Genomic DNA, 18,247 nt, shown 5'->3' on the forward strand with positions numbered 1-18,247 from the left:
TACCGGGTAAGCGCATTCCCGGTATCCTGTGAAGCATGATCGACCTCACCACCTTGGCTGACCTCACGCCTGGCATCTGTTCCGTCACCCTTCGCGCGCACGGCATTGATGATGTGGTCCGCATTTCCTCGGAGGCCGGACTGGCGGGGATCGAGTGGGGCACCGATATCCATGTCAGTGACGCGGAATCAGCCGCGCACGCCAAGGAGGCTACGGAAGCAGCCGGGCTGAGTGTCCTGTCACTTGGCTCGTACTACCGTTGCGGAGCATTCGGAGACTTCACCGGCGCCCTGGACATTGCCACAGCCTTGGGCGCCCCAAGAATCCGGGTATGGGCGGGGGAACTCGGTTCCGCAGACGCCGGCCGGGAACACTGGGATGCCGTGGTGAAGGACACTCAGCGGATCGCGGACCTCGCGTCCGAACGCGGAATCGCCATCGCGTTCGAGTACCACGGCCGAACCCTGACGGACTCCCCCGCCACCACCCTTGAACTTCTGGACAGGGTCGGCCACGCCAACGTCGGCACCTATTGGCAGCCCGCCGTCGGGCTTTCGGACCAGCAAGCCCTTGAGTCCCTCCACGACGTCCTCCCGCACCTTGTGGGCGTCCACTGTTTCTCCTGGGGGCCGGAGGCCGAGCGATATCCGCTGCGCGGCAGGAAATTGTTGTGGCAGACCGTCTCCGACGTCCTGCGCGGCAACGGCAAGGACATGGACATCATGCTGGAGTTCGTCGAGGACGACCTCCCGGACAACGTGCTCAACGACGCCGCTTTCCTGCACACCATCACCCTGGGCGAGGACTAAACCGCCCAGCCCAGCCGACGGAGCCAACCGGCGCAGAGGCCCGTCCACTTGTCAGCGCCGGGTGTTCCCGCCGCAAGACCAATGCCGTGAATTCCGCTGGGGAACACGTGCAATTCTGCGGAAACGCCGGCCCTGCTGAGCGCCCCGGCGTAGGCAAGGCTGTGGCTGACGGGGACGGATTCATCGTCGGCGGTGTGCCAGAGGAATGCGGGCGGCGTGGCGGCGGTGACGTGCAGCTCGGCGGAGAGCTCATGGAGAACTTCACCGGCCGCACCCGCTCCGGCGAGGTTGTCCACGGATCCCTGATGCACCGAGTCCACGAAGGAAATCACGGGATAGCAGAGAATGCTGAGGTCCGGCACAGAACCTGAAGTGTCCAAGGCAGGATCTCCCGTAGCTACCTGCACCGACAAGGTGGCAGCGAGGTGCCCGCCGGCCGAGAAACCGAGGACACCCACTCGCTCCGGATCAACACTCAGCCCATGCGCGCCTTCGCGTATCCACAACATGGCTTCCTTGGCGGCGGCCAGGGGCGCCGGATGCCGATTCGGCGCTACTGGATATCGCAGCACGAAGGCGTGGATTCCCAACGAAGCCAGCCATTCAGCCACAGGTTCGGCTTCATGGTCGGCCTGCTTGGCATAGCCACCGCCGGGAAACACCAGGACCGCAGGCGCAGCAACGACGGAACGCCCGACGGCGGGAACCACCGTGAGTGCGTGAGGCGCCTTAGCCAACGTGGGGGTCATACCTGCGATTCCACCGGAGTTTCCGTGCTGCGGCGGAGCTTGACCACCCCGCTGACTGGAGGCGTGTCGGTATCGCCCGCAGCGAGACGGCCGATGTCCTCCAGCGGCAGGTGCACCGTGGACAGGGCGGGCCGGAAGTCGCGCAGGGTTTCGATATCATCAAAGCCGGCAATGGTGGCATCGCGGGGAATCCATACACCTTCAGGCCGCAGGGCGGCGGTGACTCCAATGGCCATCACGTCGTTCACCGCGAAGATGCAGAGCCGCGACTCGGAAGCCTTGATTCTGTCCGCGAGGGCCAATCCGGCGTCATAGCCTCCGGCTCGGTTGAAGCCGGTGCGGATGACCTCGGCGGCGGGCTTTCCGGCCTCGGCCAGCCCACGTTGGAAACCGCGGACCCGGTCGTCGGAGGTGTACAGGCCTTCCGGGCCCGCAATGATCAGGAAGGCACCGTCGTGCGAGGCGGCCAATTCAGCGGCCAGGCCGGCAGCGAGTTCCTCGTTGGGGACCTTCACCACGTGGTAGCCCTCGGAGACGGAAGCGCCTACGATCGGATGCCCCACCACTCCTACATGCCCACCATTGCGGCAGTAGCGGTCCAACTCGGCGGCGAGCTCGGCGTTGCCCTGCTTGTCCTCCGCCCTGACCGAACGTGAACCGGCAATCACGATGGAATCCGCGCGACGCGCAGCGAACGCCGCGACCGCTTCTTTTTCGTCGAGCGAAGCGCCGGACGTGCTGGCGAGCAGCACCATCCGGTTTTGTTGGCGCGCGGCATCCTGGACGCCGCGCGCGATGGCAGCGAAGTAGGGATCAGCGATGTCATGGACAATCAATCCGATCAGCCCGGAGCTGGACTTGGCCAGCGCCTGGGCCTGCGCGTTGGGAACATAGCCGAGCTTGTCGGCGGCTGCTCGGACCCGTTCGGCAATGTCCTCGGCCGGCTTACGGGACGAGCCGTTGAGGACCCGGGACGCCGTGGCCAGGGAGACCCCGGCCAAACGGGCAACTTCACTCAGTGTACTGGCGGCCACGGGGCCCTCCTTTTCTGCAAGCGTCGGGACTGGCGCTAAGGAAATTATGGCAGTTCTTCACGAGTTTTGGGAAAGCGCTTGCCAACCCGGCGCGCCATGGTGCATGATCGATGGCAACGGGAATGCGCTTTCCCATCTGAAATCGGCAAGCACCGGCATCCGCACAGCGACCGGCACACAAGGCACTGGAGAAAACATGGGCTACGAAACAAAGACGATCCGCATCGCCATGAACGGCATCACCGGCCGTATGGGCTACCGCCAGCACCTGCTGCGGTCCATCCTTCCCATCCGTGACGCAGGCGGCTTCACTCTTGAAGACGGCACCAAGGTCCAGGTTGAACCCATCCTGGTTGGCCGCAATGAAGCCAAGATCCGTGAGCTGGCCGAACTCCACAAGGTTTCCGAATGGACCACGGACCTGGACGCAGTCATCGCAGACCCCACCGTTGACATCATCTTTGACGCCTCCATGACCAGCCTCCGCGCCGCCACCCTGAAGAAGGCCATGCGCGCCGGCAAGCACATCTTCACCGAGAAGCCCACGGCCGAGACCCTCCAGGAAGCCATCGAGCTGGCACAGATCGGCAAGGAAGCCGGCGTCACCGCAGGCGTTGTCCACGACAAGCTGTACCTCCCCGGCCTTGTGAAGCTCCGCCGTCTGGTGGACGAAGGCTTCTTCGGCCGCATCCTCTCCATCCGTGGCGAATTCGGCTACTGGGTCTTCGAAGGCGACGTCCAGGCTGCACAGCGTCCGTCCTGGAACTACCGCAAGGAAGACGGCGGTGGAATGACCACGGACATGTTCTGCCACTGGAACTACGTCCTTGAAGGCATCATCGGCAAGGTCAAGAGCGTCAACGCCAAGACCGCCACGCACATCCCCGCTCGCTGGGACGAGGCCGGCAAGGAATACAAGGCAACCGCTGACGACGCCTCCTACGGCATCTTCGAGCTCGAAACCCCGGGCGGCGACGACGTCATCGGCCAGATCAACTCCTCCTGGGCCGTCCGCGTCTACCGCGACGAACTGGTTGAGTTCCAGATTGACGGTACGCACGGTTCCGCCGTCGCCGGTTTGAACAAGTGCGTTGCGCAGCAGCGCGCCCACACCCCCAAGCCTGTCTGGAACCCGGACCTGCCCGTCACCGAATCATTCCGCAGCCAGTGGCAGGAAGTGCCCGCCAACGCTGAACTGGACAACGGCTTCAAGCTGCAGTGGGAAGAATTCCTGCGCGACGTCGTCGCTGGCCGCGAGCACCGCTTCGGCCTGCTCTCAGCAGCCCGCGGCGTGCAGCTGGCCGAGCTCGGCCTCCAGTCCTCCGCTGAGCGCCGCACCATCGACATCCCGGAGATCACCCTCTAATGACGTCACTGATTCTTCCCACTGACGACGGCGGCACCCGCGAGTACCGCCTTCAGCCCGCCACCTCCTGGGTCAAGCCGACCGCTCCGTTGACGGCCCGCCGCGCCTACGCCGCAGCGCACGTCATCCCCGAGGTAGCTGCAGACAACACCCCCGGCGCCCCGGCGCAGCTCGACTGGGATGCCACTCTGGCGTACCGCCACGAGCTGTGGTCCTACGGGCTTGGCGTTGCCGATGCCATGGACACCGCGCAGCGCGGCATGGGCTTGGACTGGGCCGCGACCCAGCAGCTCATCAAGCGCACCGGCGCCGAGGCCGCTTCCGTTGTGGCTGCGGGCAACGCAGCCATCACCGGTAAGTCCGTCCGCGACCTCGTTTCCTGCGGCGCGGGAACGGACCAGCTGGACATCACTGCACTTCCCGAGGGCGCTGCGGGCATCCAAGCCGTCATCGACGCCTACCGCGAGCAGATCGCGGTCGTCAGTGAAGCTGGCCCCAAGGTCATCCTCATGGCGTCCCGCGCGCTGGCCAAGGTTGCCAACGGTGCCGACGACTACCTGCACGTCTACTCGACGCTGCTCCAGGAAGTCGATCAGCCGGTCATCCTGCACTGGCTCGGCACCATGTTCGACCCCGCACTGGCCGGCTACTGGGGCTCCGACGACGTCTCCGTCGCCACCGAAACGTTCCTCAGCCTCATCCGCGAGCACTCGGACAAGGTTGACGGCGTGAAGGTGTCGCTGCTGGATGCCTCGCACGAGGTCGCCCTCCGCGCCAACCTTCCGGAAGGCGTCCGTCTCTACACCGGCGACGACTTCAACTACCCGGAACTGATCGACGGCGACCAGACGCACCACTCGGACGCACTGCTGGGCATCTTCGCTGCCATCTACCCGGCCGCTTCAGTCGCCTTGCAGAAGTACGACGCCGGCCAAGGTGCTGAGGGGCGCGCCATCCTGGACTCCACGCGTGAGCTTGGAAAGCACATCTTCAGCGCGCCGACGTTCTACTACAAGACCGGCATCGCGTTCATGTCCTGGCTCAACGGCAAGCAGCCCGGTTTCCAGATGGTGGGTGGCCTGCACTCGGGCCGTTCGGTCCTGCATTTGGCCAAGACCTTCGAACTGGCCGACCAGGCCGGTTTGCTGAAGGATCCTTCCCTGGCAGCGTTCCGCATGTCGGACTTCCTGCGGATCAACGGAGTGGGCGCATGAGCACGGACTTCTCACGACTTTCGCTGAACAGTGCAACCACCAAGAAGTGGACCCTGGCCGAAGCTGTGGATGGTTGCGCCCGCGCCGGCATCCCCGCGATCGGTCCGTGGCGTGACCGCGTGGCCGAGGCTGGCTTGGACAAGGCTGCCAAACTCATCAAGGACGCCGGCCTCCGGGTGTCCTCGTTGTGCCGCGGTGGTTTCCTGACCGCTGCCGACCCCGAGGGCCAGGCAGCCGCACTCGCTGACAATTTCGAGGCCGTCCGCGAAGCCGTTGCCCTCGACACCCAGGAGCTGTTCCTGGTGGTCGGCGGGCTCGCTCCCGGTGAGAAGGACGTCGTCGCCGCCCGCCAGCGTGTGGCCGACCGCCTCGAGGAACTGGTGCCTTTCGCCTCCGAAAACGGCGTCCGTTTGGTGTTGGAACCCCTGCACCCGATGTACGCCGCTGACCGCGCACTCATCTCCACCCTTGGCCAGGCACTGGATCTGGCCGCGCCGTACGACGCGAAGGCGGTGGGCGTCGCCGTCGACACTTTCCACGTGTGGTGGGACCCCGAGCTGAAGGCGCAGATCGACCGCGCCGGGCGCGAAAACCGCATCGCCTCTTACCAGGTGTGCGATTTCAACCTGCCGATCGCTGCGGACGCGCTGTTGTCCCGCGGCATGATGGGCGACGGCGTCATCGACTTCGCCACCATCGGCACCTGGGTCAGGGACGCCGGGTACAAGGGCGACATCGAAGTTGAAATCTTCAATCAGGAAATCTGGGACACCGATGGCGACATCGTCCTGGAAACCATGAAGCAGCGCTACGCGGAGCTCGTCCTCCCGTTCGCCTAACCACGTGATCCTCCCGCGGATGCCCTAAGCTCCGCGGGAGGATCGCTCCAAAGCCAGCGGGCTCCTGCCAAGGTCACGGCAGGGGCCCGCTTTTTTGTCTGCGCCACGGGCACTGTGGCATGGCTGGCAGCGGCTGCCCTCTTGTGTCTGCTGTGAGTCGTCGGACGGCCAGGTGAGATAAGTGGTACACAGCTGAAACATTGCGTCGACGCGAGGAAACAATGGCCACCTACGCTGGTTTTACCTGGACAAGGACGTCCACGACACCACTGAAAGGACACCACCATGATGCTCTTGAAGACACTGAACTTTTTCCTCGACGCCAGCGGCAGCCACAGCGGATCCGGCGATTCCACCAGTGAGCCCGCGCCTGTCTTTGCTACGGAACGCCTCACGTCCAGCGCTTGGGAGGGCTGGTGGGACGACGCCGATCAGGGCTTCCCCGCCGAAGCGTGACAGCCCAAGTAGTCGTGCAGGACCCCGCGGACCCGGGCATCAGACGGGCCGACATCCACGAGTACCTGATCGAAGACTCGAAGCCCTACCAGGCTTAGGAGGCTCGCGCGGCGAGCTGGACTCGGGCCTTCGGCAGGCCGATGAAGGTGACGGATCCGCCGTCGGGCCCTTGCAGTTCCAGCCTGACGCTCCGTGAACCTTTGTTCGACTCCACGGAATTGACGCGGAAGTCCTGACCCTTGATCTGCACGGTGTCACCGTTCTTGATGCCTTTGAGCTTCTTAAGCCGGGCGGTAGATTCCATTCCGGCTACTTGCTCCTCTGCGGCTCGTCGCCATGAGTTTCGCGGATTTCCTCGCCGTCCCGAATGACTTCGTCTTCCTTTTTCTGCATCTTGTCGCTCTTCTTGGTATCGCGGGGCGGCAGTTGGATGCTCTCTTCTGCTTCAATGCCTCCCTGCAACTGGCGGCCGCGCTCCATCTCGGCGTCGAATTCCGCGCCGAACAGCAGTGACATGTTGAGGATCCAGAGCCACAGCAACATGATGATCACGCCCGCCAGGGCGCCGTACGTCTTGTTGTAGTTGCTGAAGTTCGCTACGTAGAACCCAAAGCCCAAAGATGCCAGGGCGAAAATCACCAACGCGATGAGGGAACCCATGCTCATCCAGCGGAACTTGGGCTGCTTGACGTTGGGAGTGAAGTAGTAGAGCACCGCGATGATGGCCACCACGATGAGAATCAGGACCGGCCACTTGGCGATGTTCCAGACGGTCAGGAACGCCTCGGACAATCCGATGACACCGCCGATCGTTTCTGCAACGGGGCCACTGAGGACCAGCATGGCCGCCACCAATGCAGCGCCCACAACAGCCACAACCGTGACCGCGAGCATCGTGCCACGCAGCTTGATGAAGCCGCGCCCTTCGTCCACTTCGTAGACGCGGTTCATCGCGCGGCTGAAGGCCGTGACGTAGCCGGAGGCCGACCACAGCGCCACCACAATGCCGAAGACCAGCGCAAAGCCGGCCGCGTTGGACTGGGTCAGCTCCTCGATGGGCTGCCGCAAGGTGTCAACGCCCGGTCCGGGCGCGAACTGCTGGACGATATCCAGCAGGGCGGACGTGGTCTTTCCCGCATCGCCAAAAATTCCCAACAGGGACACCAAGGCCAAGAGCGCAGGGAAGAGGGCCAGGACACCGTAGTAGGTGAGACCTGCTGCTGCATCCGGGCATTGGTCCTTGGTGAATTCCCGTAAAGTCCGCTTGGCAATGTACATCCAAGTGGGCTTGGCCAGGTCGTTGGGACTATCCGGCTTGCGCGAGTCTTCCGGGGAGGGCGCGGTCTGCGCTTTGGTTGTGCTGGTGTGGGCTGAGTCGTGTGTAGGCATGAGCACTCGTTCGTGGGGGTAGTTTGCGCGAACAACTGACCCACCAATAGTAAGCATGCTGATGATTCTTTGGAAGAACCCGCGCCGATTTATCGCCTGCGCCCCCGGAAGACTACCGCGGAGCCCACCCACCCCACCAAGCCGAGGCCAAGGCACCACGCCACCGCGAGCCAGCCCGAAGTCCCGGCGTCACCACCCAGCAGGAAGGCCCGGAGTGCTTCAGTGACGGGGGTAAACGGCTGGTTCTCAGCGAATCCCTGCAACCATGCGGGCATGGTTTCAGGCTTCACGAACGCGCTGCTGACATAGGGCAGGAAAATGGTGGCACTGGTTAAACCACTGGCAGCTTCCGGGCTCAGGAGCAGCCCCGCCAAGGTGGACAACCACGTGAAAGCAAGGACGAACGCCAGGAGCAAGGCCGCCGCTGCGAGCGCACTCCCCAAGGTAGGCTGTGGCCGAAATCCCAGGAGCAGGGCGCAGGTAATTAGCACTGCACTGGTGGCCAGATTCCTGAGGGTGCTCGCCACAACATGTCCCGCCAGCACCGTGGAGCCGGCAATGGGCATGGTTCTGAACCGATCCACCACCCCGGACTTGACGTCCTGGGCCACACTGACAGCAGTCTGCGACGAGCCGAACGCTGCACACATGAGCAGCAGGCCGGGCATCACGTAATTCACGTACCCGCCACCGGTTTGGATGGCACCGCCAAAAACCCAGACGAAGGCAAAAAGGATACCCACCGGGACCATCAGTGAGATCACAATGGAGTCCACGGTCCGCATCGTCCGGAAAACTTCACGCCGGACCATGGTCCCGGTATTGGCGACATAGAGGGATGCCGAGGTCATTGGTTCGCCTCCTGCTTGGTAGTCAACGCCAGAAAGACGTCGTCCAACGTGGGCTTGATGATGGCGATACTGTCGGCAGCACAGCCCGCGGCGCCCAGGGCACTCACCACCGAGGTGATGACCGCAGCGGTGTCGGCTGTCGCGATGCGCAGGGTGAGGCGTTCGCCATCCTGGTCGGCCTCACCGCCGCTTGCCTCAAGAAGTGCCACGGCCCTGGCGAAGTCGCTCGGGTCCTGGAACCCGAATTCCACATGGCCAACGGGAACCAACCGCTTCAGTTCTTCGGCCGTTCCCAGCGCAACGATGCGTCCTTCATTCAGCACCGCGATGGAGTCGGCCAGCTGATCGGCTTCTTCCAAGTATTGGGTGGTCAGGAATACCGTGACCCCTTGCTCCGATAAAGTGCGCACCGCACTCCATACCGCCAGCCTGCTGCGGGGGTCCAATCCCGTGGTGGGCTCGTCAAGGAACAGAACTTCCGGGCGCCGCACCAGGCTCATGGCAAGATCCAGGCGCCGAACCATGCCGCCGGAGTAGGAGGAGACCTTGCGGTCCGCGGCGTCCTGGAGATCGAAGACTTTCAGCAGCTCGTCGGCCCGGCCACGGGCATCCTTGCCACCCAAGCGGAGCAATCGGCCGATCATGGCCAGGTTCTCCCTGCCGGTCAGGAAGTCATCCACCGCGGACGACTGACTGGTGACGCTGAGAAGGTTCCGGACGGCGGCACTTTGGCGTCCGACGTCGAACCCTCCTACGGCGGCCGACCCGCCGTCGGCTCGCAGGAGCGTGGTGAGGACCCCAACGAGTGTGGACTTGCCGGCGCCGTTGGGGCCCAGAAGGGCGAAAACAGCACCTTCGGGAACCCTCAGGCTGACGCCATCCAACGCCGTCTTGTGGCCATAGCTCTTGCGGAGGTCAGATACATCCAAAGCTGGTCCTGCATTCATCATCCATCCCATCGAGTGTTTACGGCATAAACTGTTTATAGCATAAACAGTTTATGTGTGTATACCCGAAACAGTTAGGCTGGCCGTGAAGGAAGGAAGCCATGCCACAGAAAGACCTAAGCCTCACGGACCTGCCCCCGGGCGTCGCCATTGCGTGGGGGCTCGACCGACCGTCCACTCGTGGGGCAAAAGCGGAGCTGAGCCCCGCACGGATCATTGAGGTGGCCATACGACTCGCCGACAAGGAAGGCCTGGCAGCTGTTTCCATGGCCCGGGTTGCCAAGGATTTGGGCTTCACCACCATGTCCTTGTACCGACACCTGCGCTCCAAGGAAGAGCTGCTGGTCCTGATGGTGGACGCCGCGTTTGGCGATCCGGACCTCGCCGCGCCGGAGGTCGGGGACCGGGCGGAGCCTGACTGGCGAACCGCCACCCGGAGATGGGCCAAAGCCATCGAGCAGCGATACAGGGAGCATCCCTGGATTCTGGACTACCCCGTCACCGGGCCACCCGCCTCACCCAACGAGCTCCTCTGGCTGGAACAGTTGCTGCGCGCTCTCGCACCAACCACCTTGACGGCCTCAGAGAAGTTGAACTCCGCCCTCATGCTGGCCAACCTGGTTCGGTCCAGCACCCGAATGGAACTCGATGTGGCGGACAACGACACCCCGGACGCCTTTGAAGCGTACGTGGGCTTGCTCTTCCAACTCCTGGACCCGGAACAACACCGCGAAGTCCTGGGACTGTTCAGCGACCCCGAGCTGGCCGTGATGGAAGATGCCGGAGACGAACTCAGCTTCGCGCTGGAGCGCTATCTGGACGGCATGGAAGCGCTGATGGCGCGCCGCGGCTCCGGCGCGGACCAGCCCGGGTAGCCAACGGCAGGCCTACGCCAGCTTGCCTGCCAGCAGGAACTCAAACGGGGACTCAATGACAGACCGGATCACTTGGCCGGCAGCACCAAGGAGCGTCCCGGAGTGCTCCAAGCCGGAGACCGTGAGGTTGGCAGGATCCAAGAGCCCTGGGGCGTAACGCTCCAGGCTGCCCAACAGCGCCGGCCTGAGCCACTCCCCCAACACGGCAAAATGGCCACCCAGCACTACGGCTTCGATATCCATCAACCGTGCAGAGGAGGCGAGCGCGACGCCCAAGTACCGCCCGGCGTCGTGAACCGCCTGAGTGGCCCGCGGATCCTTCCTCCGCAGGGCCGTGAGGAGCAGTTCCGTACGTTCACCCAACGTGCCGTCGGGTGTGCCCGCGGCCTCAAAAATGGCTTCCTGGCCGGCGAACGTTTCCAAACACCCCGCCCCGCCGCAGGAACAGGCGGGACCTTCCGGGTGCACCACAATGTGGCCCAGTTCGCCCGCAGATCCACCCGGCCCTGTATAGAGTTCCGAGCCGATGATGACGCCGCCGCCGACGCCCACTTCACCGGACACATACAGGAAGTCCGCCTGGCCACCGCCATACCAAAGCTCTCCCAGGGCGGCACTGTTGGCCTCGTTGGAGAGCCTGACGCCCAGCGGAGCACCTTCCAGCAGGGACCGCGGATTCAGCTGTTCGTTTTCCCAATGAAGGTTCGGAGCGGAAAGCACCACGTTTCGCTGCTGGTCCACCAAACCCGGAACGGCCAATCCGCCACCCAAGATGGCGATGTTTTCGGCTGCAGCCGCAGCCTTCGCTTCAGCTGCAAGCCCCCCAAGGCGTTCCATCACCTTTGCAGGCGCCAAGCCCCTGTTGCGCGATTCAACAGCTGAGTGGAACCGCAGGTTTCCGCCGAGGTCCACCAGCCCCACGGCCAGGTAGTCCACATTGATCTCCATGCCAATCACGCCGCGATGCGAGCTGAGCTCCAAGCCCTGGCCGGGCCTTCCCCTCTCACCATCGCGGTAGAGGCCCACTTCGGACACCAGCCCGGACTCCACGAGGTCGGCAACGAGGCTGGACACGGCAGCTTTGGTCAGCCCCGTTCCAGCGGCCAGTTGCGCACGGCTTGGCTTGGCATCGCCCGTTCGAGCGATCGAGTCCAGTACCAACGAAAGATTTCGACGGCGGACGTCGCCTACGCGTCCGGGCGCGGTTGCCTCATTCACGGGCGTGGGACCTCCCTGTGGATTCGAAGTTTTTTTGCTGACTTCCATTGACCATGATCCATCATCCCCCATATAGTTCAGATTGAAAACTAATTGGAGTGGAAAACTTCCACGCCTCCCCAGTGCTTTGCAAAGGAGCAAAAATGACCCCGCAGCCCACCCCCCAGGACCGCTTCACCTTTGGCCTTTGGACCGTCGGTTGGACTGGCGCGGATCCCTTCGGTGTAGCTACCCGCCCCGCATTGGATCCCGTGGAAGCCGTACACAAGCTCAGTGAACTCGGGGCGTATGGCATCACCTTCCACGACAATGACTTGATCCCCTTCGACGCCACCGCCTCCGAGCGCGACCTGATCTTGAAGAACTTCAAGGCAGCATTGGCGGAGACCGGCCTGAAGACTCCGATGGTGACCACCAACCTCTTCAGCCACCCGGTCTTCAAGGACGGCGGATTCACTTCGAACGACCGCGCCGTTCGCCGCTTCGCGCTGAGCAAGATCCTTCGTAACATCGACCTCGCCGCTGAACTGGGCGCCGAGACGTTCGTCATGTGGGGAGGCCGCGAAGGCAGTGAATACGACGGTTCCAAGGACCTCTCCGCAGCGCTGGACCGCATGAAGGAAGGCGTGGACACCGCGGCCGGCTACATCAAGGAGAAGGGCTACGGCCTGCGCATCGCCCTTGAGCCCAAGCCGAACGAACCCCGCGGCGACATCTTCCTGCCCACCGTTGGCCACGGCTTGGCGTTCATTGCGCAGCTGGAACACGGCGACATCGTGGGCCTCAACCCGGAGACGGGCCACGAGCAGATGGCCGGCCTGAACTTCACGCACGGCATTGCACAGGCCCTGTGGGCCGGAAAGCTCTTCCACATCGACCTCAACGGGCAGCGCGGTATCAAGTACGACCAAGACCTCGTCTTCGGACACGGCGACCTCACCAGCGCTTTCTTCACCGTGGACCTGCTGGAGAACGGCTTCCCCAACGGCGGACCGAAGTACGACGGCCCCCGGCACTTCGACTACAAGCCGTCCCGCACCGATGGCTACGACGGTGTGTGGGAATCAGCCAAGTCCAACATGTCCATGTACCTCCTGCTGAAGGGACGCGCCCTTGCTTTCCGTGCGGATCCCGAGGCCCAGGAAGCGCTGGCCACCTCGGGCGTGTTCGAGCTGGGCGAGACCACCTTGAACGCCGGCGAGACCACCGCGGACCTGCTGGCTGACGCCAGCGCGTTCGAAACGTTCGACGCCGACAAGGCCGCCGAGCGCTCGTTCGCTTTCGTCCGCCTCAACCAGCTGGCCATCGAGCACCTGCTCGGTTCCCGCTAACCACTCCATCCACCTCAACCCCGTCGACGGGCTTGCCAGGATTATTCTTTGGCAAGCCCGGCGCCGGTCCCCCAAAGGAACAAACGCATGCCTCTCGTAGCCGGGATCGATAGCTCCACCCAGTCCTGCAAGGTGGTCATCAGGGACACAGCCACGGGGGCCTTGGTGCGTCAGGGCCGGGCCTCCCATCCTGACGGCACGGAGGTCCACCCCGAACACTGGTGGACTGCCCTGCAGGAAGCGATCTCACAGGCCGGTGGCCTGGACGACGTCGAGGCCGTGTCCATAGGCGGACAGCAACATGGCATGGTGTGCCTGGACGAATCCGGCGATGTGGTTCGACCGGCCCTGCTCTGGAACGACACCCGTTCGGCACCAGACGCTGACCAACTCATCATCGAAGCCGGTGATGGCGATGCTGCTGCCGGGGCCTCATTCTGGGCATCCAGCACCGGAACCGTCCCAGTGGCTTCCTTGACCGCCACCAAGCTCCGTTGGCTGGCCCGGAATGAGCCCGCCAACGCTCAGCGCACAGCCGCAGTGTGCCTTCCCCACGATTGGCTCTCCTGGCGCTTGGCCGGTCACGGTCCAGGGACCGGACCTCAGTCCTTGGAGCTGCTCAGGACCGACCGTTCCGACGCCTCGGGCACGGGCTACTTTTCGGCCATCACCGGGGACTACCTGCCCGATGTCCTCAAGAGCACCCTGGGCCATGTCCCGGTGCTGCCAACCGTCGTCGGACCATTGGAAACTACGGGCAAGACTCCCACGGGCGCATTGATCGGTCCGGGCGCGGGCGACAACGCCGCAGCGGGCCTGGGCGTCAGTGCCGCCGTCGGGGACGTCGTCATTTCGATCGGCACATCGGGGACCGTGTTCGCGGTATCGGACGTCCCCGCCCGGGACGCTTCCGGTCTGGTGGCTGGCTTCGCGGACGCGACCGGAAACTTCCTTCCGCTTGCCTGCACGCTTAATGCCACCCGGATCTTCGACGCGACAGCTACGTTGCTCGGCGTAAACCTCACGGAACTTGGAGAACTCGCGCTTTCCGCCCCGGAGGGAGCCAACGGCCTGACACTTGTTCCGTATTTCGAGGGTGAACGGACGCCCAACCTTCCCGATGCCTCGGGTTCCCTCCACGGCCTCACTCTCTCCAACTACACACCAGCCAACCTGGCCCGGGCTGCGGTGGAGGGTGTCCTCTGCTCATTGGCCGACGGTTTGGCAGCGTTGCAGGCACAAGGGGTCGCCGCGCAGCGCATCATCTTGGTGGGTGGCGGCGCCCAATCGGAAGCTGTGCAGCAGGTGGCTGCCTCAGTGTTCGGCCTGCCAGTGTTCGTCCCGAGTCCCGGGGAATACGTGGCCGACGGCGCCGCCCGGCAAGCAGCTGGGGTTCTCACGGGCCAACTGCCTGATTGGGAGTTGGAAGGCGTCGAGGTGAGCCCCCTGAACTCTGATGGGCCAGCGCCCTTCCTGACGAGGTATCGGCGTTACGCCGCCGGGGTGGCCATGGGCTGATCAGCGCAGCTTGTGCTCTATCGTGACAGGGTGAGCTCTGAACAATCTGCACCGATCCGACCTCCCGTCATGGAGGACGTGGCCCGCGTGGCGGGAGTCTCCCACCAGACGGTCTCGCGGGTTCTGAACAATCACCCCAACGTAAGTTCCAAGACCCGCGAACGCGTGGAACAAGCCATCACGGAACTTGGCTACCGCCGCAACACGGCCGCCCGCAGCCTGGTGACCCGGCGCTCCCAAACCATCGGAGTGCTCGGCAGCGAAATGGCCCAGTATGGGCCGTCCCACACCCTGCTGGGAGTCCAACAGGCAGCGAGGGACGCGGGCTATTTCGTCAGCGTGGCAGCCCTGCGGGAAGTCACGCCGGAGACCATCAAGGACGCCATCGCCCACTTCATGGACCAGGGCGTTGACGGCATTGTGGTGACCGTCCCCCACCCGGGTACGTTTGACGTCCTCAAGGACATCACGTCTCAGGTCCCGCTGGTGGCCGTGGGGTCAATCGGGGATGAACACCTCAGCGGAGCCACCGTTGACCAGCGGCAAGGCGCCCTGCTTGCCGTCCGGCACCTCCTGGATCTGGGACACCAGCGCATCGGACACCTCTCCGGGCCAACTGATTGGATTGATGCCGCTGCCCGGATCGACGGCTGGCGGGACGCGTTGACCGACGCAGGACTTGAGCCAACCACCCTGATCGAGGGCGATTGGAGCGCCGAATGCGGTTACAGGGAAGGCCTGAAAATTGCTGCCGACCGCTCCGTGAGTGCGCTGTTCGTCGCCAACGACCAGATGGCCCTTGGCGTCCTCCGGGCGTTCCATGAAGCAGGGGTTCACGTGCCAAAGGACATCAGCATTGTGGGCTTCGACGACCAGCCGGAGTCGGCTTACTTCATTCCCCCGCTGACTACCGTTGCCCAGGACTTTGAGGAACTCGGCCAGCGCTGCATCGGCCTGCTTCTGGATCGCCTGGAAAGTGGCGCGCCGGGCACCCCCATCACGGTGACACCCCGCTTGGTCGTCCGCGAGACCACAGCGCGGCTCAGCAACTAACCCCTCCGGGGGCGAGAGAACAGTGACATGAGCCAGGGAGCCTCTTGACATCAAAGTTGTGAGCGCTAACAATTGCATCAGACCTTCTTCAGTTTTCCACCCCGACCCCCGGCAATGAGGCCCTGGCCAGCCGGATGGAGACCCATGAATACCTCTGAAAACCTCCCGCTCGACGAGCAGTTTGTCATCGGTGTGGATTACGGCACTTTGTCCGGACGCGCCGTCGTGGTGCGTGTATCGGATGGCACCGAGCTCGGAAACGGCGTGTTCGAGTATCCGCATGCCGTCGTGACGGAAAGCCTGCCCGGCAGCAGCCAGCGATTGCCCGCTGACTGGGCGCTTCAGGTGCCCAACGACTACCGCGACGTCCTTCGCAACGCAGTACCGGCCGCCGTCGCCAATGCTGGAATCAACCCGGCCAATGTGGTGGGCATCGCCACTGACTTCACGGCGTGCACCATGGTTCCGACGACGGCGGACGGCACGCCACTGAACGAACTGGAACGCTTCGCGAACCGGCCGCACGCCTTTGTGAAGCTGTGGCGGCACCACGCCGCGCAGCCACAGGCGGACCGCATCAACCAGCTTGCCGAAGATCGCGGCGAATCCTGGCTCCCCCGCTACGGTGGCCTGATCTCCTCTGAATGGGAATTTGCCAAGGGCCTGCAGCTCCTGGAGGAAGACCCGGAAGTCTACGCTGCCATGGAGCACTGGGTTGAAGCGGCGGACTGGATCGTCTGGCAGCTCTGCGGCAGCTACGTCCGCAACGCGTGCACTGCCGGCTACAAGGGCATCTACCAGGACGGACAGTATCCGTCCGAGGACTTCCTGGAAGCACTCAACCCTGATTTCAAAAACTTTGTCAGCGCAAAGCTGGAGCACACGATTGGCCGCCTGGGCGACGCCGCCGGCTTCCTCACCGAAGAAGCCGCGGGATGGACCGGGCTCCCGGCGGGTATCGCTGTGGCGGTAGGCAACGTGGACGCCCATGTCAGTGCACCTGCTGCCAACGCCGTGGAACCCGGCCAGCTCGTCGCAATCATGGGAACCTCCACCTGCCACGTCATGAATGGCGACGTCCTGCGCGAAGTCCCGGGCATGTGTGGCGTTGTAGATGGCGGGATCGTTGACGGCTTGTGGGGCTACGAAGCCGGCCAGTCCGGAGTGGGCGACATCTTCGGCTGGTTCACCAAGAACGGCGTACCGCCCGAATACCACCAGGCCGCAGCTGAGAAGGGCCTGGGAATTCACGAATACCTCACGGAACTCGCAGAGAAGCAGGCCATCGGCGAGCACGGCCTGATTGCCTTGGACTGGCACTCGGGCAACCGTTCAGTGCTGGTGGACCACGAACTCTCCGGCGTCGTGGTGGGCCAGACCCTGGCCACCAAGCCTGAGGACACCTACCGTGCGCTGCTGGAAGCCACGGCGTTCGGCACGCGGACCATCGTGGATGCCTTCCGCGATTCCGGCGTCCCGGTCAAGGAGTTCATCGTGGCCGGTGGACTCTTGAAGAACAAATTTCTGATGCAGGTCTACGCCGATATCACCGGCCTGCAGCTCTCCACGATCGGATCGGAACAGGGCCCGGCTCTGGGCTCCGCCATCCACGCGGCCGTGGCTGGCGGGAAGTACAAGGACATCCGCGAAGCCGCCGCTTCCATGGCTGCGGCCCCCGGCTCTGTCTACACGCCCATCCCGGAAAATGTCGCCGCGTACGAGGTCCTTTTTCAAGAGTACAAAGAGCTCCACGACTACTTCGGCCGCGGGGCCAACAACGTCATGCACCGCCTCAAAGCCATCCAGCGTGCCGCCATCCAAGGCTCGGCAACCCAGGATACAGCGAACCAGACGAACACCCTGGAAGGGGCCAACGCATGAGCGCCCTCTTGGAGACCATCGCGCGGGTCCGCAAGGACGTCTGCGAGCTCCACGCCGAACTGACCCGCTACGAACTTGTCGTGTGGACCGCCGGCAATGTGTCGGGCCGCATCCCTGGCCACGACCTGATGGTCATCAAGCCCTCCGGAGTTTCCTACGACGACCTCACCCCGGAGCTCATGGTGGTCACGGACCTTTACGGCACACCGGTCCGCGGGATCAACACTGGCAGTGGCGGCACCGTCGACTGGGGCAACCCGGACCTCTCACCGTCCTCGGACACCGCTGCGCACGCCTACGTCTACCGGCACATGCCCGAGGTAGGCGGCGTGGTGCACACGCACTCCACCTACGCCACGGCGTGGGCGGCCCGTGGAGAAGAAATCCCCTGCGTCCTCACCATGATGGGCGACGAATTTGGTGGCCCCATACCGGTGGGACCGTTCGCCCTGATCGGCGATGACTCGATCGGCCAGGGAATCGTGGAGACGCTCAAGAACTCCCACTCCCCCGCAGTGCTCATGCAGAACCACGGGCCCTTCACCATCGGCAAGTCCGCCCGCGAGGCGGTCAAAGCCGCGGTCATGTGCGAGGAAGTGGCCAGGACGGTCCACATTTCGCGCCAGCTCGGCGATCCCCTGCCCATTGATCAAGCCAAGATCGAATCCCTGTACGACCGCTACCAAAACGTCTACGGCCGCTAACGCGACGCAGCTT

Annotated in this window: 18 protein-coding genes; 11 read left to right on the forward strand and 7 right to left on the reverse strand. The window is 63.9% G+C overall.

Translation table 11 applies throughout. The annotated features are described in order from the left end of the window. Positions 1-35: 35 nt before the first annotated feature. Positions 36-809, forward strand: coding sequence for a sugar phosphate isomerase/epimerase family protein (locus ACR30Z_RS16220; RefSeq protein ID WP_434373565.1), 774 nt, complete (start codon positions 36-38; stop codon positions 807-809). Here ACR30Z_RS16220 and ACR30Z_RS16225 read toward each other — a convergent pair. After that, entirely contained in the window at positions 806-1,558 is a 753-nt protein-coding gene (locus ACR30Z_RS16225; protein ID WP_434373567.1) for an alpha/beta hydrolase, read from the reverse strand. The two genes, ACR30Z_RS16220 and ACR30Z_RS16225, sit on opposite strands and share 4 nt — an antisense overlap. Continuing rightward, on the reverse strand, positions 1,555-2,592 hold the full coding sequence (locus ACR30Z_RS16230; protein WP_434373569.1) for a LacI family DNA-binding transcriptional regulator: 1,038 nt from the start codon (positions 2,590-2,592) through the stop codon (positions 1,555-1,557). The genes ACR30Z_RS16225 and ACR30Z_RS16230 overlap by 4 nt, the downstream gene beginning before the upstream one ends. A gap of 196 nt (positions 2,593-2,788) precedes the next feature. On the opposite strand from ACR30Z_RS16230, the gene ACR30Z_RS16235 reads away from it, so the two are divergent. The 4 genes from ACR30Z_RS16235 (at position 2,789) to ACR30Z_RS16250 (ending at position 6,467) form a co-directional block, all read left to right on the forward strand. Then, positions 2,789-3,958: a Gfo/Idh/MocA family protein gene (locus ACR30Z_RS16235; protein WP_141284948.1), complete on the forward strand. Its 1,170-nt coding sequence runs from the start codon at positions 2,789-2,791 to the stop codon at positions 3,956-3,958. Next, complete coding sequence (locus ACR30Z_RS16240; protein WP_434373571.1) at positions 3,958-5,172, forward strand: dihydrodipicolinate synthase family protein; 1,215 nt, start codon at positions 3,958-3,960, stop codon at positions 5,170-5,172. Before ACR30Z_RS16235 ends, ACR30Z_RS16240 begins: the two co-directional genes overlap by 1 nt. Further along, positions 5,169-6,011, forward strand: a complete 843-nt coding sequence (locus tag ACR30Z_RS16245; protein ID WP_434373572.1) for a sugar phosphate isomerase/epimerase family protein — start codon at positions 5,169-5,171, stop codon at positions 6,009-6,011. The genes ACR30Z_RS16240 and ACR30Z_RS16245 overlap by 4 nt, the downstream gene beginning before the upstream one ends. Positions 6,012-6,296: 285 nt before the next feature. After that, positions 6,297-6,467, forward strand: coding sequence for a hypothetical protein (locus ACR30Z_RS16250; protein ID WP_167510437.1), 171 nt, complete (start codon positions 6,297-6,299; stop codon positions 6,465-6,467). A 94-nt stretch (positions 6,468-6,561) separates the two neighbouring features. Here the strand turns inward: ACR30Z_RS16250 and ACR30Z_RS16255 are convergent, their stop codons facing one another. The 4 genes from ACR30Z_RS16255 to ACR30Z_RS16270 all read right to left on the reverse strand — a co-directional run bounded on the left by ACR30Z_RS16255 (position 6,562) and on the right by ACR30Z_RS16270 (position 9,636). After that, positions 6,562-6,771: a hypothetical protein gene (locus tag ACR30Z_RS16255; protein ID WP_434373574.1), complete on the reverse strand. Its 210-nt coding sequence runs from the start codon at positions 6,769-6,771 to the stop codon at positions 6,562-6,564. A gap of 5 nt (positions 6,772-6,776) precedes the next feature. Next, entirely contained in the window at positions 6,777-7,856 is a 1,080-nt protein-coding gene (locus ACR30Z_RS16260; RefSeq protein WP_144649170.1) for a YihY/virulence factor BrkB family protein, read from the reverse strand. Positions 7,857-7,945: 89 nt separating this feature from the next. Beyond that, a complete protein-coding gene (locus tag ACR30Z_RS16265) occupies positions 7,946-8,707 on the reverse strand; it encodes an ABC transporter permease (RefSeq protein ID WP_434373575.1) in 762 nt (253 codons plus the stop codon). After that, on the reverse strand, positions 8,704-9,636 hold the full coding sequence (locus ACR30Z_RS16270; protein WP_434373577.1) for an ATP-binding cassette domain-containing protein: 933 nt from the start codon (positions 9,634-9,636) through the stop codon (positions 8,704-8,706). Before ACR30Z_RS16270 ends, ACR30Z_RS16265 begins: the two co-directional genes overlap by 4 nt. A 119-nt stretch (positions 9,637-9,755) precedes the next feature. Here ACR30Z_RS16270 and ACR30Z_RS16275 point away from each other — a divergent pair, with 119 nt between their 5' ends. Continuing rightward, positions 9,756-10,529 (forward strand): TetR/AcrR family transcriptional regulator, encoded by a 774-nt coding sequence (locus tag ACR30Z_RS16275; RefSeq protein WP_434373579.1) that lies wholly within the window; start codon positions 9,756-9,758, stop codon positions 10,527-10,529. A gap of 12 nt (positions 10,530-10,541) precedes the next feature. On the opposite strand, the gene ACR30Z_RS16280 is transcribed toward ACR30Z_RS16275, so the two are convergent. Continuing rightward, positions 10,542-11,747 (reverse strand): ROK family transcriptional regulator, encoded by a 1,206-nt coding sequence (locus tag ACR30Z_RS16280; RefSeq protein WP_244296591.1) that lies wholly within the window; start codon positions 11,745-11,747, stop codon positions 10,542-10,544. 143 nt (positions 11,748-11,890) lie between these two features. Here ACR30Z_RS16280 and xylA point away from each other — a divergent pair, with 143 nt between their 5' ends. The 5 genes from xylA to ACR30Z_RS16305 all read left to right on the forward strand — a co-directional run bounded on the left by xylA (position 11,891) and on the right by ACR30Z_RS16305 (position 18,234). Further along, complete coding sequence (xylA, locus tag ACR30Z_RS16285) at positions 11,891-13,078, forward strand: xylose isomerase (protein WP_434373580.1); 1,188 nt, start codon at positions 11,891-11,893, stop codon at positions 13,076-13,078. A gap of 87 nt (positions 13,079-13,165) precedes the next feature. Beyond that, on the forward strand, positions 13,166-14,596 hold the full coding sequence (gene xylB / locus ACR30Z_RS16290) for a xylulokinase (protein WP_434373582.1): 1,431 nt from the start codon (positions 13,166-13,168) through the stop codon (positions 14,594-14,596). Between the two features lie 69 nt (positions 14,597-14,665). Further along, positions 14,666-15,649 (forward strand): LacI family DNA-binding transcriptional regulator, encoded by a 984-nt coding sequence (locus ACR30Z_RS16295; protein WP_144649487.1) that lies wholly within the window; start codon positions 14,666-14,668, stop codon positions 15,647-15,649. A gap of 144 nt (positions 15,650-15,793) precedes the next feature. Beyond that, positions 15,794-17,530: a ribulokinase gene (araB, locus tag ACR30Z_RS16300; RefSeq protein ID WP_434373584.1), complete on the forward strand. Its 1,737-nt coding sequence runs from the start codon at positions 15,794-15,796 to the stop codon at positions 17,528-17,530. Then, positions 17,527-18,234 (forward strand): L-ribulose-5-phosphate 4-epimerase, encoded by a 708-nt coding sequence (locus ACR30Z_RS16305; protein WP_144649163.1) that lies wholly within the window; start codon positions 17,527-17,529, stop codon positions 18,232-18,234. Before araB ends, ACR30Z_RS16305 begins: the two co-directional genes overlap by 4 nt. The last annotated feature ends 13 nt before the right edge of the window (positions 18,235-18,247 follow it).

Source organism: Paenarthrobacter sp. FR1, from assembly GCF_051106045.1.
Taxonomy (GTDB): Bacteria; Actinomycetota; Actinomycetes; order Actinomycetales; family Micrococcaceae; genus Arthrobacter; species Arthrobacter nitroguajacolicus_A.

Coding starts and splice junctions, on each gene's coding strand:
- ACR30Z_RS16220 (WP_434373565.1), top strand. CDS start 36: ATGATCGACCTCACCACCTTGGCTGACCTCACGCCTGGCATCTGTTCC.
- ACR30Z_RS16225 (WP_434373567.1), bottom strand. CDS start 1,558: ATGACCCCCACGTTGGCTAAGGCGCCTCACGCACTCACGGTGGTTCCC.
- ACR30Z_RS16235 (WP_141284948.1), top strand. CDS start 2,789: ATGGGCTACGAAACAAAGACGATCCGCATCGCCATGAACGGCATCACC.
- ACR30Z_RS16240 (WP_434373571.1), top strand. CDS start 3,958: ATGACGTCACTGATTCTTCCCACTGACGACGGCGGCACCCGCGAGTAC.
- ACR30Z_RS16245 (WP_434373572.1), top strand. CDS start 5,169: ATGAGCACGGACTTCTCACGACTTTCGCTGAACAGTGCAACCACCAAG.
- ACR30Z_RS16250 (WP_167510437.1), top strand. CDS start 6,297: ATGATGCTCTTGAAGACACTGAACTTTTTCCTCGACGCCAGCGGCAGC.
- ACR30Z_RS16255 (WP_434373574.1), bottom strand. CDS start 6,771: ATGGAATCTACCGCCCGGCTTAAGAAGCTCAAAGGCATCAAGAACGGT.
- ACR30Z_RS16260 (WP_144649170.1), bottom strand. CDS start 7,856: ATGCCTACACACGACTCAGCCCACACCAGCACAACCAAAGCGCAGACC.
- ACR30Z_RS16265 (WP_434373575.1), bottom strand. CDS start 8,707: ATGACCTCGGCATCCCTCTATGTCGCCAATACCGGGACCATGGTCCGG.
- ACR30Z_RS16275 (WP_434373579.1), top strand. CDS start 9,756: ATGCCACAGAAAGACCTAAGCCTCACGGACCTGCCCCCGGGCGTCGCC.
- xylA (WP_434373580.1), top strand. CDS start 11,891: ATGACCCCGCAGCCCACCCCCCAGGACCGCTTCACCTTTGGCCTTTGG.
- xylB (WP_434373582.1), top strand. CDS start 13,166: ATGCCTCTCGTAGCCGGGATCGATAGCTCCACCCAGTCCTGCAAGGTG.
- ACR30Z_RS16295 (WP_144649487.1), top strand. CDS start 14,666: ATGGAGGACGTGGCCCGCGTGGCGGGAGTCTCCCACCAGACGGTCTCG.
- araB (WP_434373584.1), top strand. CDS start 15,794: ATGAATACCTCTGAAAACCTCCCGCTCGACGAGCAGTTTGTCATCGGT.
- ACR30Z_RS16305 (WP_144649163.1), top strand. CDS start 17,527: ATGAGCGCCCTCTTGGAGACCATCGCGCGGGTCCGCAAGGACGTCTGC.